This is a genomic window from Dyella sp. LX-66 (assembly GCF_018599165.1).
GTDB lineage: Bacteria > Pseudomonadota > Gammaproteobacteria > Xanthomonadales > Rhodanobacteraceae > Dyella_D > Dyella_D marensis.
Window position 1 is genome coordinate 34,187 of the sequence record NZ_JAHFVJ010000015.1, and the last position, 15,261, is coordinate 49,447.

Here is a 15,261-nt window from a genome sequence, read left to right on the forward strand (position 1 = left end):
CGGCCATCACGATGGCTTGGTCACGATGCGTTGACACCACAGGGGTGACACCACAGGGAGAATCACCACGATGAAGCTGCGCTATCTCGCATGGGGCCTGCTTGCCGCGGGCGTGTCGTTGAGTTGCAGTTCGGTCGTGTGGGCAGCTGGGCCGGTGCAGGGCATGGGTAGCGCCGCGCCCGGGACGGTGGATCGTTCGATCAGCCCGCGCTGGCACGTCTATACCTTCGTCAAGGACGGCATCGAGTACGTCCAGGTCAACGACAGTGCCGGGCGCGTGCGCGCCGGCGTCGCGGCGACCGCCGGGGTGCATCTCGTGCTGCCGATGGGTATCGACGCCGAGCGCGTTTCCACGCCGGAATCGCCGCTGGCCGCCGGTGCCATCCGTGGTGCGGAAACGGTCTACAAAGATAGGCTCGTGAGCTTGAGCGTCGGGCTGAGCGATGCCGGCCAGTACGTGTGGAGCGTGGCCGATGCTACGTCGGCGGGCGGGCGCTTTGCACCGGCGGACGATACGTCGAACTGCAAGCAGGATCCCAACAGCTGTCCGATCAATCGCCGCGTCACCATGCCGACCACGAATCTCTCGCCGGCCGACGGCGACATCTCCAACTGTAAGCAGGATCCGAACAGCTGCCCGATCAATCGCGCCAACTCGCTGCAGTCATTGCGCCTGTCGCCGCAGCCGCAGGACACGCCGGATTCCAACTGCAAGGAAGACCCGAACAGCTGCCCGATCAATCGAATCGGGGAACAGTGAGTTCCTGGCGCAGCGTCACCTGGACGCTGCGCCCATCCACCACCACGTCGCCGTTGAACAGCTGCGCCCGCAGGCGCAGCTCGCCCAGTCCCAGTCCCAGCGTGCCCAGTCCCTTGGTGACCTTGTCCTGAGAGGGCGGGGCGATCGGCACGCCTTCGCTGCGCACGCTCAGGTGGATGGTGGTGCCGCTGTCGGTGGTGTGCGTGTCGGTGGTGAGCGCGATGCGGTCGCTCGGGCATTCCTTGAGCAGATAGGTCACCGCTTCGCAGGCAAGGCGATACAGCAGCGACAGCGTATTGCGCGGCAGCCGGCTCCACTGGCCATGCACGTTGGCGTGGTAGGCAATGCCCAGCGAGTCGAGCACCTGCACCAGCGGACCTTCGCTCAAGGCATGCGGATGGCCCGCGCCCATCGGCGGCGACAGCGCATCGGCCATTTCCTTCAGGCGCGAGGTGGTCATGGTCAGGGTGCGCTTGTAGGTATCCACTTCGCCGCGGTTGGGCGAGTGGTCGAGCTGGATCAGCAGATGGCGGTGCGCACGCGCCAGCTCGCCGCTGACATAGGCCAGCTCGAACGAACTGCGCTGCAGCTTCATCTCGGCCAGGTGCTGTTCCAGCCGGGTCTTGTCCAGCTGGTCGTCCACCGCGGCGAGCGCATGCTCCAGGCGCGTGGTCTGCATGCCGAGCACGGTGGAGATGGTGAGGAACAGCGCCATCATGGTCTGCGTCATCAAGGTGGCGATGTCGAACATCTCCGGCATCAGCGCAACGATGCCGAAGCTGGCGATGGCACCGATCACGGCGGCACCTTTCCAGCCCCAGGTGATGGCGAAGTAGGCGGCCGGCACGAACAGCACCGCCTGACCGACGAAGCGCAGCGCGGTGTCCTGGGTGCCGGACAGCGCCAGCACCTCGACCGACATCGCGATCACCGTGATCACCGAAGCCTGTATCAGGCTGCGATTGGCCATCCATACGCCGCGCAGCGAACGCTGCTCGTGCCACTGCTGTGCGCCGGCCAGCGCCAGCGGCACCACGGCGAGCATGCCGCTATAGGTGCCGAGGAAATAATCGGAGACCAGGTCGGTCAGCGGCTTGCGGCCGAAGCGCGCCGCCTCGGGCATCAGCGAAGCCACCATCAGGCCGTCGGCGACCAGCACCACGCTGGCGCCGAAGATGCACACCAGCACGCTGCCCAGGCGGATGTCCGGAAACGCGGCACCTGGCAGGCGGTCCTGGCACAGGACGACCACGGCCATCAGCAGGGCGATCGGCGGCACGATGGAGGCCAGGTAGAACGCCCAGCCGAACATGGCGACGCCGTCGTAAAGGTCGTAGGCGAGCAGCAGGGTTTCGCTGACCAGGAACGCCGGCCAGTAGCGCCGCGGCGTCAGCAGCAGGACGGCGAGTTTCAGTCCGCTGGCGGGCACGAAGTGGGCGAAGCCCACTTTGCGCAGCAGCATGTAGGCGATGCCGTAGATGATCGCGACCGCGAGCTGCCGCCCTAACCATCCAAGCCTGGATTCCATGTTTGCGCCAACCGCTCCGCTCCCCGATTCGGTGGCAAATTAGGGTCACTGGCGTGAAATGTCCGAGAAGATTCCTGTGGTAACAACCGGCTGTTGCAAAGCTCATAAGGAATGACAAAACAGCGTGAAAACGTGCTTAGTCCAGGCTGTCGCCATGTCATGCGGCGCGTGACATAAGCGTCGGGAAAATGGGCGATCGCATCACGCTTTTTTCTTGCCGTTACACGCTGGAATGGGTGGCGGCTATTGCGGCAAAGCGAAAAAAACCGGCGTGCGCGCTACCGGGCGCACGCCGGGTGACCGGGAAACCCGTCAATCGTGCAGGCCGTGCGCCTTCAGTACGTCGGCGATATCCATGCGCCAGATATTGCGCGAGCCATTGTTCGGACCGTTCAGCCGCTTCTGCAGCGAGCCGATGTCGTCGCGCTTCTTGGGGAACTGCACTTCGTCCTGCCGGTTGCTCGACACGTACAGCTCGCCTAAGCCCGGACCCAGTGTCGGCGCGTTCTCCAGGGCGGCGGTGTTGACGTCGCCGCCCAGGTGTTCCGGCTTGCCCCAGTGGCCGTCGGCCTGGCGGAAGGCGATATAGATGTCGGCGCTGCCCAGCGAGTCGCCTTCGTTGCCGGCGTAGAGCAGGAAGCGTCCCTTGGGATCGATGCACGGGTCCATGCGGTTGTGCTCGGTATCGCCCAGGTCCACCCGTTCCGGCGCCGAATAGCCCTGGCCGGCGGGGTGGATCACATAGACCTGATAGAACTTGCCGGAATCCGGCCGGTGCGCGGAGAAATAGATGTCGCCATTGGCCGCCACCGTGGGGTTGTAGAGCATCGCGCCGTCGTTATGCGCGCCATCCACGTGCACCGGTTCGCCCCAGCGGCCATTCGCCTGGCGCTCGACGTACCACAAGTTGGTGCCGGCGAAATGCTGCCCGCCCATCTCCGCCGTCACCGGTGCCTCGCCGGCGTGCGGCGGGCGATTGGAGACGAAGTACACCCGCTTGCCGTCCGGCGCGAAGGTGGGTTCGGAGTCGTGCCACTGGCCGGAGAACGGCGCCACTTCCGGCGTGGACCAGCCATTGCCCTGGCGATGCGCGAGCAGGATGGTGTCGTCCTTCTCCGCGAAGTCGGAGCGCAGGAACAGCAGGGTCTTGCCATCGGGCGAGAACGCCGCGGTGGTTTCCTGCAGGCCGGTAGAAATCACGCCGGGTCCGAGCAGCTCGGCGGCGCCGACGGGTGCGGCGCAACCCAGCGCAAAGGCGGTGGCCCAGGCGAACGTATGCAACTTCATGTGTGCTTCCGTGGATGGCCGGGCCATGCCGGCCCGTGCATACGATGCGTGCGGGGGCGCACGCGTGCCGTGCTTTTGTGACGAGCGGCTGCGGCGGCGTGGCGAGCGGTCCGGACGGACGCTCAGGCCATGCCCAACGCCTGCCGTGCCTGCGCGCGGAAGCGGCGGCTGAGGTTCAGCCGCGTGCCGTCGCGCAGCACCACCTCGGCATTGCCCTGGAACAGCGGGTGGATCTCGCGGATGCGCTCCACGTTCACCAAGGTGCCGCGATGGATGCGCAGGAAACGCTGCGGATCCAGCGCCTCCAGCAAGTGGCTCAGCGTTTCGCGGTGCAGATAACGCGTGCCGGCGACATGGATATGCACGTAGTTGCCATCGGCGCGGATCCAGTCGATATCGTCGGTGGCGATCACACGGATGCTCTCGCCGACACGCACGCTGATGCGCTGCGCATGAGTCGGCAGCGGCGCGGGCATGCTGTTGACGACGCTTGGCGTTGCCGTCTGCAAGCCCGCCCACACGCGCCGCACGCGTGCCATCGCCTGGTCGAAGCGTGCCTGGTCGATCGGCTTGAGCACGTAGTCCACCGCATCGGCGTCGAACGCACGCAGCGCGTGCTGGCCATAGGCGGTGGCGAACACCACCATCGGCAAGGTCTCGGGCTTGAGCTTGTGCAGCAGCTTGAAGCCGTCCATGCCGGGCATGCGGATATCCAGGAACACCAGCGCCGGTTCCAGCGCGGCGATCGCCTGCAGCGCTTCATGGGCATTGCCGCATTCGCCCACGATCTGCACGTCCGCATGCGCGGCCAGGGCCTGGCGCAGCGCCAGGCGCGCCAGCACTTCGTCGTCCACCAGCAAGGTGCGGATCGGCGGCAGGCTCATGCCACGTGCTCGGTGGCGTATTCGCGATAGGGAAAACGCAACTCCACCCGCGTGCCGCCTTCGTCCCTGCGCGCCAAGGCTACGCTCGCCGCGTCGCCGAACAGCACCTGCAGGCGCGTGCGCGTATTGCCCAGCCCTAAGCCTTCGGCCATGCCGTCGGGCAGGCCCAGGCCGTCGTCGTCCACGCGCAGGTACAGCTGCGCGCCTTCGCGGCGGCTGACGATGTGCAGGCGGCCGGGTTCGGGTTTGTCGAGCAGGCCGTGGCGCAGCGCGTTCTCCACCAGCGGCTGCAGGATCATGCTGGGCACCGCGGCGTGCACGGTGTCGGCGGCCACGTCCAGCTGGGTGCTCAGGCGGTCCTGGAAACGCACCTGCTGGATGTCGAGATAGCAGCGCAGCAGTTCCAGCTCGCGCGACAGCGGCACTTCCAGCGCGTGGCGTTCTTCCAGGGTCAGGCGCAGCAGGTCGCTGAGCCGCGAGATCATCAGGCGCGCCTGATGCGGATCCGCAAGGGCCAACGCCGAGATGGCATTGAGCGTGTTGAACAGGAAGTGCGGTTGCAGCTGCACGCGCAGGGTGCGCAACTGCGCCTGCGCCAACTGGGATTCCAGCTGCGCGCTGCGCAGGCGTTCGTCGCGCAGCCGGCGCCGCGAATCCAGCCCGCGCAGCACCGCCAGGATCACCCAGTACATCAGCAGGGCGAAGTGATAGCTGAAAGCGAACTGCATGCGCACGAAGCCGGCGTACGTGCTGACCGGCGCATGGCCCGGCCCGGCGACGTTCCAGAAGATCGCCAGATGCACCAGCAACTGCGCCAGCGCCAGCGCGAGGCTGGCCGGCACGTGCACTGCCGCGTAGCGGCGCCAATCGCCATCCGCGGCCTGCCGTCCGAGCCAGGCGACCAGCGGCACCAGCAGCATCCACAGATAGAAGTCGCTGAAGTTCCAGGTGGCCACGCGTGGCCAGTTCGGCACTTCGCCTTCGCTGATCTGCGACAGGCCGCCGCTCAGCGTGTACGAAGCCGCCAGCAGGGTCCAGAAACCCAATGGCATGGCGAGGCGGGCCCAGCGTGGCGTGGTGCTTGCTGCGGACACGAGGTTCTCATCGGCAACCGGGAATGGGCATCCAGTGTGGGACGGATGCCGATTCCCGGGTAGTGCCGCAGGTCTCAGGGGGTGCGGGCGCGGGCCACGTCGGCCACCGCGCTGTGTCTGGCCATCCAGCCGCGCAGATTGAACGCATGCACACGGCGGTCCGGCGCGTTGAAGTACAGCGTGGCGTGATCGGACGAGAGCCGCGCCTCGATGCCGGTCAGGCCCAGCGGCTGCGGCGTGCTCCAGCCTTCGCCGCGCGCGAAGGCGATAAACAGCTCGCTGCCTGCCGGTCCGGCCGGTGCGCGCTTGGAACTGAAGACGATGAAGGACTGGTCGGGCGCCACCGCCGGATCGAAATCGCCGGTCACGCCGTCGCTGAAGGGCAGCGGTTGCGGCGCCTGGTACTGCCCCTGCACGAGACGGCTGCGGAGCAGGCGGAACGCACCCTTGCCGTCGGCATCCGGATCCGTGCGCATGAAATAGAGCGTGCCGTCGGCGGCCAGCGCGGGCGAGAACACGGCGGTGTTGGCATTGAGCAGCGCGGGCAGGCGTTGCGGCTTGCCCCAGCCGTCCTTGGTGCGTGCCACCTGCCACAGGTTGCCGCCATGCCCCGGATAGCGCTGGCCATCGTAAACGCCGTCGAGCACGGCTCCGCCTTCCTGCGCGGGACGGTTGGAGCTGAAGATCAATGACGAGCCATCGGTCGCCATGGCCGGTTCGATGTCCTCCCACTGCGTGGAGAACGGCAGCGGCTGCGCCGCCGACCAGCCGTTGCCATCGCGCGAGGAGAAATACAGGCGGGAGGTGTTGTCCACGCCGCGCGTAAACACCACGGAGCGATCGCCGGGGCCGAAGGCCGGCGAGATGTCCTTGAGGTGATCCCACGGCCCGGCCACCGGCGCGCCATCGCGCGCATGCGCATCCAGCCACGGCGCCAGCGACACCCGCCACAGGTTGTCGCCGTCCTTGTTCCAGTCGGCCTGCTCGCCGGGCACGCGGCGGTCGCTGGCGTAATAGATCGTGCGGCCGTCCGGTCCGAGCTGCGCCGCCATGGAGTGCGTGCCGCCATTGACAGTGTTGCCCAGATCCTGCGGCGAGCTCCAGCCCTGCGGCGTGGCGAAGGCGATCGCCAGGCGGTACGGCTGGTCCTTCGCGCTCTTGATGCTCGCCACCATGAAGGAGCCGTCGTGCGCGATGGCCGGATCGCGCACGATCAGGTCGTCCGCGCCGTAGGCGACGGCTTCGGCTGCCTGGTATTGGCCAGCCTTCTGCACCGAACGCAGCAGGCGCAGCTTGCCGTCCGCGCCGCAGCCGATGTAGTAGATCGTGCCGTCCGCGCCGACGTCCGGCGCGAATACCGAGTTGCAGCTGTTGATGGCCACCGGCAGCCGTTCCGGCTCGCCCCAGCCGTTGCCCTTGCGTGCCACGCGCCACAGGTTGAGGCCGTGGCCGGGGTAGTTCTTGCCGCCCATCGTCATATCGAGCACGGGGCCCTTGCCGTCGGCGGGGCGGTTGGAGGCGAACACCATGAAGGCGCCATCGGGCGACATCGACGGGTCGGTGTCCAGCCAGTGGCCGGAGAACGGCGCGGTCTTCGCGGCCGACCAGGTGTTGCCGCTGCGCTGCGAGAACACGATGGCGTAGCTGTCCTTGGCGCCGCGCGAGAAGTACACCGTGTTGCCATCGGGCATGAAGCCCAAGGCGCCTTCGTCGGCGGCGGTGGAAATCGTGCCGGGGCCGAATACCGTGGCGGTAGTCGGGGTGTCGGTCGCGGCGGCGTTACCGCCGAGGGCAAGCAGCATGGCTAGCGGGAGCAGGCGGCGCATCGGTGGTGCCTCGTCGGGGGAATACCGGGAGGCTAGGCCGGTGCCATCGGGCAGTCGCGCACCGAGTGACAAACGGCGGGGTGGGCGTGACCAGCGGTCGGCGGCTCAGGTGGACATGGCCTTGCCTAACCCGCGGCCCGTGCCCAGGCGCCACTTCAGATTGACCCCGAGCGTCCCCGCCACGATCAGGGCCAGCCCTGCCAACTGCACCGGCGCCAGCCGATGCCCATAGATCAGGTAGTCCAGCAGCAAGGTCACCAGCGGATACACGAACGCCACCACCGCGATGGTCACCACCGGCAGGCGCGGATACGAGGAATAGAACAGCATGTAGACGATGCCGCTGTGGATCACGCCCAGCCCGCACAGCCACCACCAGTGCGTGCCGACATGGAACACGCCGGGGCTGGAAAATCCCGCCAGCATCAGCACGCCTACCCAGCATTGGATCATCACCAGCGCGAACGGCCGCTCGCGTCCGATCGTGCGCGACATCAGCAGGGAAGCACCGCAGAGCAGCGCGCCCAGCAAGGTCAGGCCGATGCCGATCAGGTAGGAGGTGTCGGCGTCGCGCCACAGCTTCAGCGGATCGGCCGAACAGGCCACGCCGATAAAGCCCAGCAAGGTCCAGCCCAGGTCCGCCGGATGCGTGCGCTCGCCCTGCAGCAGCGCGGCGAGGATCAGCATCACGAACGGGAAGAAGTGATAGACCAGGGTGGCCACGCCGATCGACGAGCGCGCCATGCCGGCGAACAGCGCCACCCAGTTGAGCACCAGCAGGATGCCGCTGAACACGGCGCCGCGCAGCAGGGCACGCTCCTGCCACAGCCCGCGCAGATAGCCGCGCGCCAGGCCGAGCACCAGCAGGAACAGGCCACCGAACAGGCAGCGGTAGAACACGGCGGTGACGGCGTCCTGGCCGCTCTCGTGCACGAACACGCCGACCGAGCCGATCAGCAGTTCGGCGAACAGCAGCTGGAGCAGGGCCGCGCGCGAGTCGGCGCGGCCGGGCAGGGAGGTCATGGCGTTCTCTCTGTGGACGACGAGGCCAGCGTAGGCTGCTTGCCTCGACCGATACAGATTCAGATAGGATGAAAGTAGACCGATACAGTTGGGAGGGCGCCATGCTGCTCTACGAACGCCTGGCCGGCGAACTGCGCGGCCAGATCGTCCGCGGCGCCCTGCGCGCGGGAGAGCGCCTGCCGTCGATCCGCCAGCTGGCGCAGGGCCATGGCCTGAGCGCGGCCACCGCGGTGCAGGCCTGCCTGCAGCTGGAACGCGAAGGCCTGGTGGTGGCGCGTCCGCGTTCGGGCTATTACGTGCGGGCCGCCGCGCCGCCGCCGCCCGATGCCAGGCCGATGCGCCGGCGCGCGCCCGGCACGGTGAACAACCCCGCGTTGCAGGAGGTGCTCGACATGCTGGCGCGCGGCGACGTGCTGCCGCTGCACAGCGCGACGCCCTCGCTCGTGCTGTTGCCGCAGGCGGCGCTCACGGCTGCATTGAGCCGCAGCCTGCGCCACCATCCCGCCGCCGCGCTCGACTACGCGCCGCCGCAAGGCCTGCCCACGCTGCGCCGGCAGATCGCGCGCCGGTATGCGCAGCTTGGCGCCGCGGTGTCGCCGGACGAGATCGTGATCACCGCCGGAGCGATGGAAGGCATCAGCCTTGCGCTGCGCACGCTTACTGCGCCGGGCGACGTGGTGCTGGTGGAGACGCCGACGTATCACGGCATTCTGCAAGCCGTGGCTGCGTTGCGCCTGAAGGTGCTTGAGGTACCGAACCTGCCCGGGCAAGGCATCGATGCGGCGCGGCTCGATCAGCTGCTGCAGCAGAATCGCGTGCGCGCGGCAGTGCTGGTGCCGAACTTCAACAATCCGCTGGGCAGCGTCACCAGCGACGCGTCGAAGCAGGCGCTCCTGGCCAGTTGCGCGCGGCATGGCACGGTGGTGATCGAGGACGACGTCTACGGCGACCTCGCATGGTCGGGTGAACGTCCCTCGCCGCTGCGCCGCTGGGATACGCGCGGCAATGTGATCAGTTGCGGTTCGTTTTCCAAATCGCTGTCGCCGGGCCTGCGCCTGGGCTGGATGGCGGCCGGCGCGTGGACGGATGCGCTGGTGCGCGCCAAATATTTCTCCACCGTCGGCGCGGCCAGCCTGCCGCAGCTGGCGATGGCCGATTACCTGCAGAAGCACGATCTGGAACGCCATCTGCGGCGCCTGCGCCGCGCGCTGGCGGACAATGCGCAACGCCTGCACGAGGCAATCGCGCGGCACTGGCCGGCGGGCACGCGTGCCTGTGAGCCGCGGGGCGGCCTGTCGCTGTGGTTGCAGTTGCCGGCGGGCGGCGATGGCGAGGCCTTGTTCGAGGCGGCGCTGAGGCAGGGCATCGGTACCTCGCCGGGCGTGCTGTTTTCCAGCCGTGGGGATTACCGCGATTGCCTGCGCCTGAGCTGCGGCATGCCGTGGGATGCGCGGCTGGAGCAGGCGCTGAAAAAACTCGGCCAGCTGGCGGCGCGCCAGCTGGCCTGAGTGGACGAGGGCTTATTCCTCGTCTTCTTCTTCCTCTTCGTCTTCTTCGTCTTCCTCGAAGGCTTCGAGCTCTTCGACGCGCACGAAGTTCGGCGCTTCGTCGGCGAAGGCGACGGCGCGGCCATCGGCGCACATCGGGCGGACGCTGCGGCGGCGAGTGCCGCCGGTTTCGGATTCGACCAGGGCGAAGCAGACGATGGCCTGGGCGCTTTCTTCGCCGCCTTCGTCGTAGACGGCGACCCAGCCGGTGGCGGGCATGATCTGGAGGATGTTGTCGAGGTTCGACATGGGGTGGGGGTTCTCGGTTGGCGAAAGCCGCTTAGAGTGCCGGGTGGGTATGACGCCTGCAAGCGCGGCGGGCGCTTTGGGGGGGTGTGCTGTCGCGGGGTGTCTCGCCGTTGGCGAGTGTTTCGTGCCGCTGCCGCGGCCCGACTTACTTTCTCTTGCGTGCCCAAGAGAAAGTAAGCAAAGAGAAGGGCACCCTGCTTGGCGCCCTCAGCAGCGCAGCTGCTGAGGGTCCGTGAGGGCTGGCCGGGCTTTTTGACAGGGCATCCATGCCCTGATCAAAAAGGCGGGGACATCGTGTCCCCGCCCCCTGCGGGGCCTTTTCGTCCAGCCCTCACCGCCGGCGCCAAGGGGACCCGGTGGATCAAGAGCAAGATCAAGAGCAAAAGCGCGCAAGCGGAACGCCGCGGCTGCGCCACGTGCTCTTCGCTCGATTTTCGCGTCTGCCGTCATCCCCCTCTCCCCGCCGGGGAGAGGGTTGGGGTGAGGGGCCGGGGCTCGCGAATGCGTATGTCCGTGCAAAGCGAAGAGCTCTACACCAACAATCACCCGCCACGCATCGCCACGCGTGGCATCAAGATTCCCCTCAACCCGGCCTGCCAGCACTAAGCGCCGCACCCTCCGCGCCCATATGCACCCGATGGTGCTCCACCAACGCCTGCCGCTCATGCGCCAGCCGGTTGCTCTCGCGCAGATGCCCGTAGCTCAGCAAATGCACCGACGTAGCCCACGTAATCCGCGCCACATCCAGCAGCGGGCGGAAATGGCTATGGCGGAATTGCGGGCCGTAGCGCGAAGGAATCGGTACCGAGATCACGTCGACGCCCACTTCGCGGCAGGCGCGAATCAGCAGCGAAGCTTCATACGCGAAACCATTCGTCGCGGTGTCCGCCAGTTCCAGCACCTCCGGCGGATACCAGCGCTGGCCGCTCTGCGTGTCGGCGATGCCGCGGGCGCAGGCCCAGGAGATGCCCCAGTCGGCGACGCGGTTGGCGATGTGGCGGGCGCGGGGTTGGCGTTCGGTGTCGAGGAGGCGGGCGCCGATGATCAGGCTGCCGGGGTGGCGCTTGGCGGCGGCAAGCAGGTAGGGCACGTCGTCGGCCTGGTGCTGGCCGTCGCCGTCCATGGTGAGCACGGCTTCGAAGCCGGACTTGCGCGCGGCGCGCAGGCCGGTGCGCAGGGCTTCGCCTTTGCCGTGCTGGCCATCGTGGCGCAGCAGGGTCACGCCTTCGTGGCGGGAGACGATCTTCGGGGTGGCGTCGGTGGAACCATCGTCCACCACGCAGATCGGCACGCCCAGGCGCCTTGCGCCGGCCAGCACGCCGCCGATGGCGCGTTCCTCGTTGTGGCAGGGGATCACGATGCACCAGCGCGGAAGGGACGACGGCATGACGCGCTCCTGGACGGCCTGAAGGCAAGCCAGTGTCGGCATCCCTGCCGTGGCGGAGCGTGAAAAACGTATGGCTTTGTCCGTTAACGCGCTAATACGCGTGCGGATTCATCCGGTTCAATCCGCTCGCGAGGGGCCGCCGTACTGCAACGTATCGGAGATATCCGTCGCCGCCTGGCGCAGATGTTCCAGCGTTGTCTTCTCGCTGATCGCCGAGGCGCGCCGCTCGATAAACGGCACCGTCAGCGCGCACACCGCGCTGCCGTGCTGCATCACCGGGGCGGACAGGTCGGTCACGCCGTCGACGATATGGCTGGGGGCGGTGGCGTAGCCGCGAGCGTGCACCTGCGCGGCATGCTTGAGCAGTTTCTTGCGGTCGAGCTCGGGTTCGTGCGCCGCGATCATGTCCAGCCACAGCTTCTGCACTTCGTCGGTCTGGAACGCCAGCAGCACGTGGCCGGAGGTGGCCTGCGACATCGGGCGGCGATGGCCGACGCGCACCACCAAGCCGATCTCGCCGGGCGGGTCGATGCGCGCGATCACCACGATCTGCTCGCGCGAAGGCACCACCAGGTGGCAGGACTGGTCGACGGCATGGGCGAGCCGATGCATGACAGGCAAAGCCGCTTCGACCGCGGTCTTCAGCGGCGGCTGCTCCATACCTAAACGAAACAGGCGCGGCGTGATCGAGTAACCGGAGTCGCCCTCGCCGCGCATGATGTAGTCGCGCTCTTCCAGCACCTGCAGCATGCGGAAGATCTCGCCGCGGGAACGGCCCACGCCCTCCGAAACCTCGGCGATGCTCAGCGGCACCGGCGAGCCGGCGAGCAGCTCCAGGATGTCCAGGCCTTTGTCCAGCGCGGGCGCGCGGTACTTGGGTGTGCTCTGCTTGGGCATGATGCTGGGGGTCCCCTCGATGATCCCTTCGACGACCGTCAAGATTGCCTCAGCACGCAGCGCCATGCCACGCATCGGGCTGGCCTTGCTGCGTTGCATCTTGTGTTATGGGTGAAATTGCTGTTCATATTTGCACAATCTGTCGCGACTTGTCCCTTCGAGGGACGCCAGCTAGCGGGGTAGGCGGTTTGGACTCGACAACGCAAACGCCGCCGCTGGCGGCGTCCTCACCGCGGGTGGCGGGCCATTCGTGGCTCCCGCTGGCGCTGATCGTCAGCCTGTTCTTCCTGTGGGGCGTGGCCAACAACCTCAACGACGTGCTGATCCCGCAGTTCAAGAAGGCGTTCGTGCTGAACGACTTCCAGGCGGGGCTGGTGCAGAGCGCGTTCTACCTGGGCTACTTCCTGGTGGCGATGCCGGCCGGCATCTATATGCGCCGCTTTGGCTACAAGAGCGCGGTGGTGTTCGGGTTGGGGCTGTACGGGTTGGGCGCCTTGCTGTTCTGGCCGGCGGCGGAACAGGGCACGTACGGTTTCTTTCTGTTCGCGCTGTTCGTGATCGCCAGCGGCCTGGCCTTCCTGGAAACCTCCGCCAACCCGTTCGTGACTTTGCTCGGACCGAGCGAGACGGCCGCACGCCGCCTGAACCTGGCGCAGGCCTTCAACCCGCTGGGTTCGATCACCGGCGTGCTGATCGGCCAGCATTTCATCTTCTCCGGTGTGGAACACACGCCCGAACAGCTCGCCGCCTTGAGCGCCGCCGAGCGCGCGGCGTTCGTCGCGCACGAAACGGCGGCGGTGCAGTTGCCGTACCTGGCCATCGGCCTGGTAGTGCTGGCCTGGGGGCTGTTGATCGTGCTCACGCGTTTTCCCGCCGTGCATGCGGTGGAAGAGGGCGGCGTGGCGCAGGGCCATGGCGTGCTTGCGCGTCTGCTTGGCGACCGGCGCTTCCTCGCCACGCTGGCCGCACAGTTCTTCTATGTGGGCGCGCAGGTGGGCGTGTGGAGCTACCTGATCCGCTACGTGCAGGCGACCATGCCCGGCACGCCGGCCAAGCTCGCGGCCAACTACATGCTCGTGTCACTGGCCTGCTTCATGGCCGGGCGCTTCGCCGGCGGTGCGCTGATGCGCTATGTCGCGCCGCGCCGGTTGCTCGCCTTGTTCGCCGCGGTGAACGTGGTGCTCACCGTGTTCGCGGTAGCGGTGCCGGGTGCGCTGGGCGCCTGCGCGCTGGTGGCCTGCAGCTTCTTCATGTCGGTGATGTATCCGACCATCTTCGCCCTGGGCGTGGAAGGCCATGGCGACGACGAGCGCAAGCTCGGTTCCGCCCTGCTGGTGATGACCATCATCGGCGGCGCGGTGCTGACGGCGGTGATGGGCGCGGTATCGGATGCCGCGGGCATCGCGCGCGCCATGCTGGTACCGGCGGTGAGCTTCGTGGTGATCCTGCTGTTCGCGCGCATGCGCGGCGCGGCGGAACGCTGACATGCCGCGCATGTATTTCGCGTTGGATCTTCGCGACGATCCGGCGCTGATCGCCGAGTACGAACGCTGGCACCGGCCCGAGCAGATCTGGCCGGAGATCGTCGCCTCGATCCGCGAGGCGGGTGTGCGCGATCTGGAGATCTTCCGCACCGGTAACCGCCTGGTGCTGGTGATGGACGTGGCCGAAGATTTCGACGGCGCCGCAAAGGCCGCCGCCGACGCCGCCAACCCGCGCGTGCAGGCGTGGGAGGCCTTGATGGACAGCTTCCAGCAGCGTTTGCCGTGGGCGCAGCCCGGGCAGAAATGGGTGCCGATGGCGCCGATCTTTTCGCTGCGCGATTGCCCTTGAGCGATCGCTCGCGGCGTGCGCAAGACGCCCGGGTGATATCCGTTGCGCAAGTGCGGCAAACCGTCTTCCGATCGTCGCGATCGGCTACGGAATTTGTGTTGCACATCATTCCGTTTAGACGTCTAAATGTTTTTAGATTGCGCAATCTTTCAAGCCATTGACGCATCAATGTCACGGCTCGCGTGACGGAAAAGATCAGCGACAAAGCGTTGCTCGAAAATAGAGTGACGCACATCGCAACTCCACATGACACTGCTTTTCGTTGCTTAAAACCTGCGTAGTCTCACGGAAGCATTCATGGGATGGCCCACATCGACCTCCATCCGTGAATGCCAATCAACGGTTGCGTTCACGCCTCATCGCCAGGAAGCGACAGGCGTGCGTGCGGCCCCAGACAGCGAGGTGCAGGGGGCATCCGGAAGCAGCGTTTCGCCCGGCAAAGCAAGTGTTCCTGCCTCGGCGCGTCCCGCGCGCCACGGGATAGTGTTGCCTCGCGAGGACGATCTAGCCTCCCGTGCTCCCATGCAGCGCCATGGGAGAAAGCAATGGGCCAGCGCCCGCGCGCGCGGAAACCCAGTCTGAGCCAGCTGCGCAAGGCCTCTCGGGCCGCTGCGCGGATGCATGCCGTTGCAAACGGCGGCATGTGCGCGCGTGCGCATGGCCTGCGCGAAGAATCACGACAGCAGATGGCGAATACCGCAAGCACGGGATGTCTTGCCGCTCTTCGCCGCTTGGCGCGCCATCGCACGCACCGTCGACTCGACAACGATCATGCATCGCACTTCCCGGCACGCGGTTTCGCGCGCACTCCGGCAGCGGCGGTGGAAACGAATGGAAAGGGGCGGCCTTCCCAGGAAGGGAAGTGGCATACGCAATGGACACGTATCCACCAGATGGAAGCAATACGGGAGTAGTCGACAATGACGTTGGTCGAGCACAAGCGATT

13 protein-coding genes are annotated in these 15,261 nt (G+C 67.0%); 4 read left to right on the top strand and 9 right to left on the bottom strand.

The features are described 5' to 3' along the window. Window positions 1–70: 70 nt before the first annotated feature. On the top strand, window positions 71–760 hold the full coding sequence (locus KK141_RS20475; RefSeq protein WP_214572944.1) for a hypothetical protein: 690 nt from the start codon (window positions 71–73) through the stop codon (window positions 758–760). On the opposite strand, the gene KK141_RS20480 is transcribed toward KK141_RS20475, so the two are convergent. From KK141_RS20480 to KK141_RS20505, 6 genes are all read right to left on the bottom strand, one after another. Then, entirely contained in the window at window positions 738–2,288 is a 1,551-nt protein-coding gene (locus KK141_RS20480; RefSeq protein WP_214572945.1) for an MASE1 domain-containing protein, read from the bottom strand. The two genes, KK141_RS20475 and KK141_RS20480, sit on opposite strands and share 23 nt — an antisense overlap. Before the next feature lie 312 nt (window positions 2,289–2,600). Then, the gene (locus tag KK141_RS20485; protein ID WP_214572946.1) at window positions 2,601–3,575 is read right to left on the bottom strand and encodes a PD40 domain-containing protein; all 975 of its coding nucleotides are present in this window, start codon (window positions 3,573–3,575) and stop codon (window positions 2,601–2,603) included. Window positions 3,576–3,697: 122 nt separating this feature from the next. Then, window positions 3,698–4,459 carry a LytTR family transcriptional regulator DNA-binding domain-containing protein gene (locus tag KK141_RS20490; RefSeq protein WP_214572947.1) on the bottom strand — a complete coding sequence of 254 codons (762 nt, stop codon included), beginning with the start codon at window positions 4,457–4,459 and terminating at the stop codon, window positions 3,698–3,700. Beyond that, the gene (locus KK141_RS20495; RefSeq protein ID WP_345777621.1) at window positions 4,456–5,553 is read right to left on the bottom strand and encodes a histidine kinase; all 1,098 of its coding nucleotides are present in this window, start codon (window positions 5,551–5,553) and stop codon (window positions 4,456–4,458) included. The genes KK141_RS20490 and KK141_RS20495 overlap by 4 nt, the downstream gene beginning before the upstream one ends. A gap of 74 nt (window positions 5,554–5,627) precedes the next feature. Beyond that, window positions 5,628–7,379 carry a PD40 domain-containing protein gene (locus KK141_RS20500; RefSeq protein WP_214572948.1) on the bottom strand — a complete coding sequence of 584 codons (1,752 nt, stop codon included), beginning with the start codon at window positions 7,377–7,379 and terminating at the stop codon, window positions 5,628–5,630. A 105-nt stretch (window positions 7,380–7,484) separates the two neighbouring features. Next, on the bottom strand, window positions 7,485–8,402 hold the full coding sequence (locus KK141_RS20505) for a DMT family transporter (RefSeq protein WP_214572949.1): 918 nt from the start codon (window positions 8,400–8,402) through the stop codon (window positions 7,485–7,487). 101 nt (window positions 8,403–8,503) lie between these two features. On the opposite strand from KK141_RS20505, the gene KK141_RS20510 reads away from it, so the two are divergent. Then, on the top strand, window positions 8,504–9,910 hold the full coding sequence (locus KK141_RS20510) for a PLP-dependent aminotransferase family protein (RefSeq protein WP_214572950.1): 1,407 nt from the start codon (window positions 8,504–8,506) through the stop codon (window positions 9,908–9,910). Window positions 9,911–9,922: 12 nt separating this feature from the next. Here the strand turns inward: KK141_RS20510 and KK141_RS20515 are convergent, their stop codons facing one another. The 3 genes from KK141_RS20515 to KK141_RS20525 all read right to left on the bottom strand — a co-directional run bounded on the left by KK141_RS20515 (window position 9,923) and on the right by KK141_RS20525 (window position 12,482). Further along, the gene (locus KK141_RS20515; protein WP_214572951.1) at window positions 9,923–10,198 is read right to left on the bottom strand and encodes a hypothetical protein; all 276 of its coding nucleotides are present in this window, start codon (window positions 10,196–10,198) and stop codon (window positions 9,923–9,925) included. A 583-nt stretch (window positions 10,199–10,781) separates the two neighbouring features. Continuing rightward, the gene (locus KK141_RS20520; protein ID WP_214572952.1) at window positions 10,782–11,585 is read right to left on the bottom strand and encodes a glycosyltransferase family 2 protein; all 804 of its coding nucleotides are present in this window, start codon (window positions 11,583–11,585) and stop codon (window positions 10,782–10,784) included. A 117-nt stretch (window positions 11,586–11,702) separates the two neighbouring features. After that, complete coding sequence (locus KK141_RS20525; RefSeq protein ID WP_214572953.1) at window positions 11,703–12,482, bottom strand: IclR family transcriptional regulator; 780 nt, start codon at window positions 12,480–12,482, stop codon at window positions 11,703–11,705. Between the two features lie 215 nt (window positions 12,483–12,697). Between KK141_RS20525 and fucP the strand changes: the two genes are divergently transcribed. Continuing rightward, window positions 12,698–13,966, top strand: coding sequence for an L-fucose:H+ symporter permease (gene fucP, locus KK141_RS20530; protein WP_250901911.1), 1,269 nt, complete (start codon window positions 12,698–12,700; stop codon window positions 13,964–13,966). Window position 13,967: 1 nt separating this feature from the next. Beyond that, on the top strand, window positions 13,968–14,315 hold the full coding sequence (locus tag KK141_RS20535) for an L-rhamnose mutarotase (RefSeq protein ID WP_214572955.1): 348 nt from the start codon (window positions 13,968–13,970) through the stop codon (window positions 14,313–14,315). The last annotated feature ends 946 nt before the right edge of the window (window positions 14,316–15,261 follow it).

Coding starts and splice junctions, on each gene's coding strand:
- KK141_RS20525 (WP_214572953.1), bottom strand. CDS start 12,482: ATGCCCAAGCAGAGCACACCCAAGTACCGCGCGCCCGCGCTGGACAAA.
- KK141_RS20490 (WP_214572947.1), bottom strand. CDS start 4,459: ATGAGCCTGCCGCCGATCCGCACCTTGCTGGTGGACGACGAAGTGCTG.
- KK141_RS20510 (WP_214572950.1), top strand. CDS start 8,504: ATGCTGCTCTACGAACGCCTGGCCGGCGAACTGCGCGGCCAGATCGTC.
- KK141_RS20500 (WP_214572948.1), bottom strand. CDS start 7,379: ATGCGCCGCCTGCTCCCGCTAGCCATGCTGCTTGCCCTCGGCGGTAAC.
- KK141_RS20480 (WP_214572945.1), bottom strand. CDS start 2,288: ATGGAATCCAGGCTTGGATGGTTAGGGCGGCAGCTCGCGGTCGCGATC.
- KK141_RS20505 (WP_214572949.1), bottom strand. CDS start 8,402: ATGACCTCCCTGCCCGGCCGCGCCGACTCGCGCGCGGCCCTGCTCCAG.
- KK141_RS20485 (WP_214572946.1), bottom strand. CDS start 3,575: ATGAAGTTGCATACGTTCGCCTGGGCCACCGCCTTTGCGCTGGGTTGC.
- KK141_RS20520 (WP_214572952.1), bottom strand. CDS start 11,585: ATGCCGTCGTCCCTTCCGCGCTGGTGCATCGTGATCCCCTGCCACAAC.
- KK141_RS20535 (WP_214572955.1), top strand. CDS start 13,968: ATGCCGCGCATGTATTTCGCGTTGGATCTTCGCGACGATCCGGCGCTG.
- KK141_RS20475 (WP_214572944.1), top strand. CDS start 71: ATGAAGCTGCGCTATCTCGCATGGGGCCTGCTTGCCGCGGGCGTGTCG.
- KK141_RS20515 (WP_214572951.1), bottom strand. CDS start 10,198: ATGTCGAACCTCGACAACATCCTCCAGATCATGCCCGCCACCGGCTGG.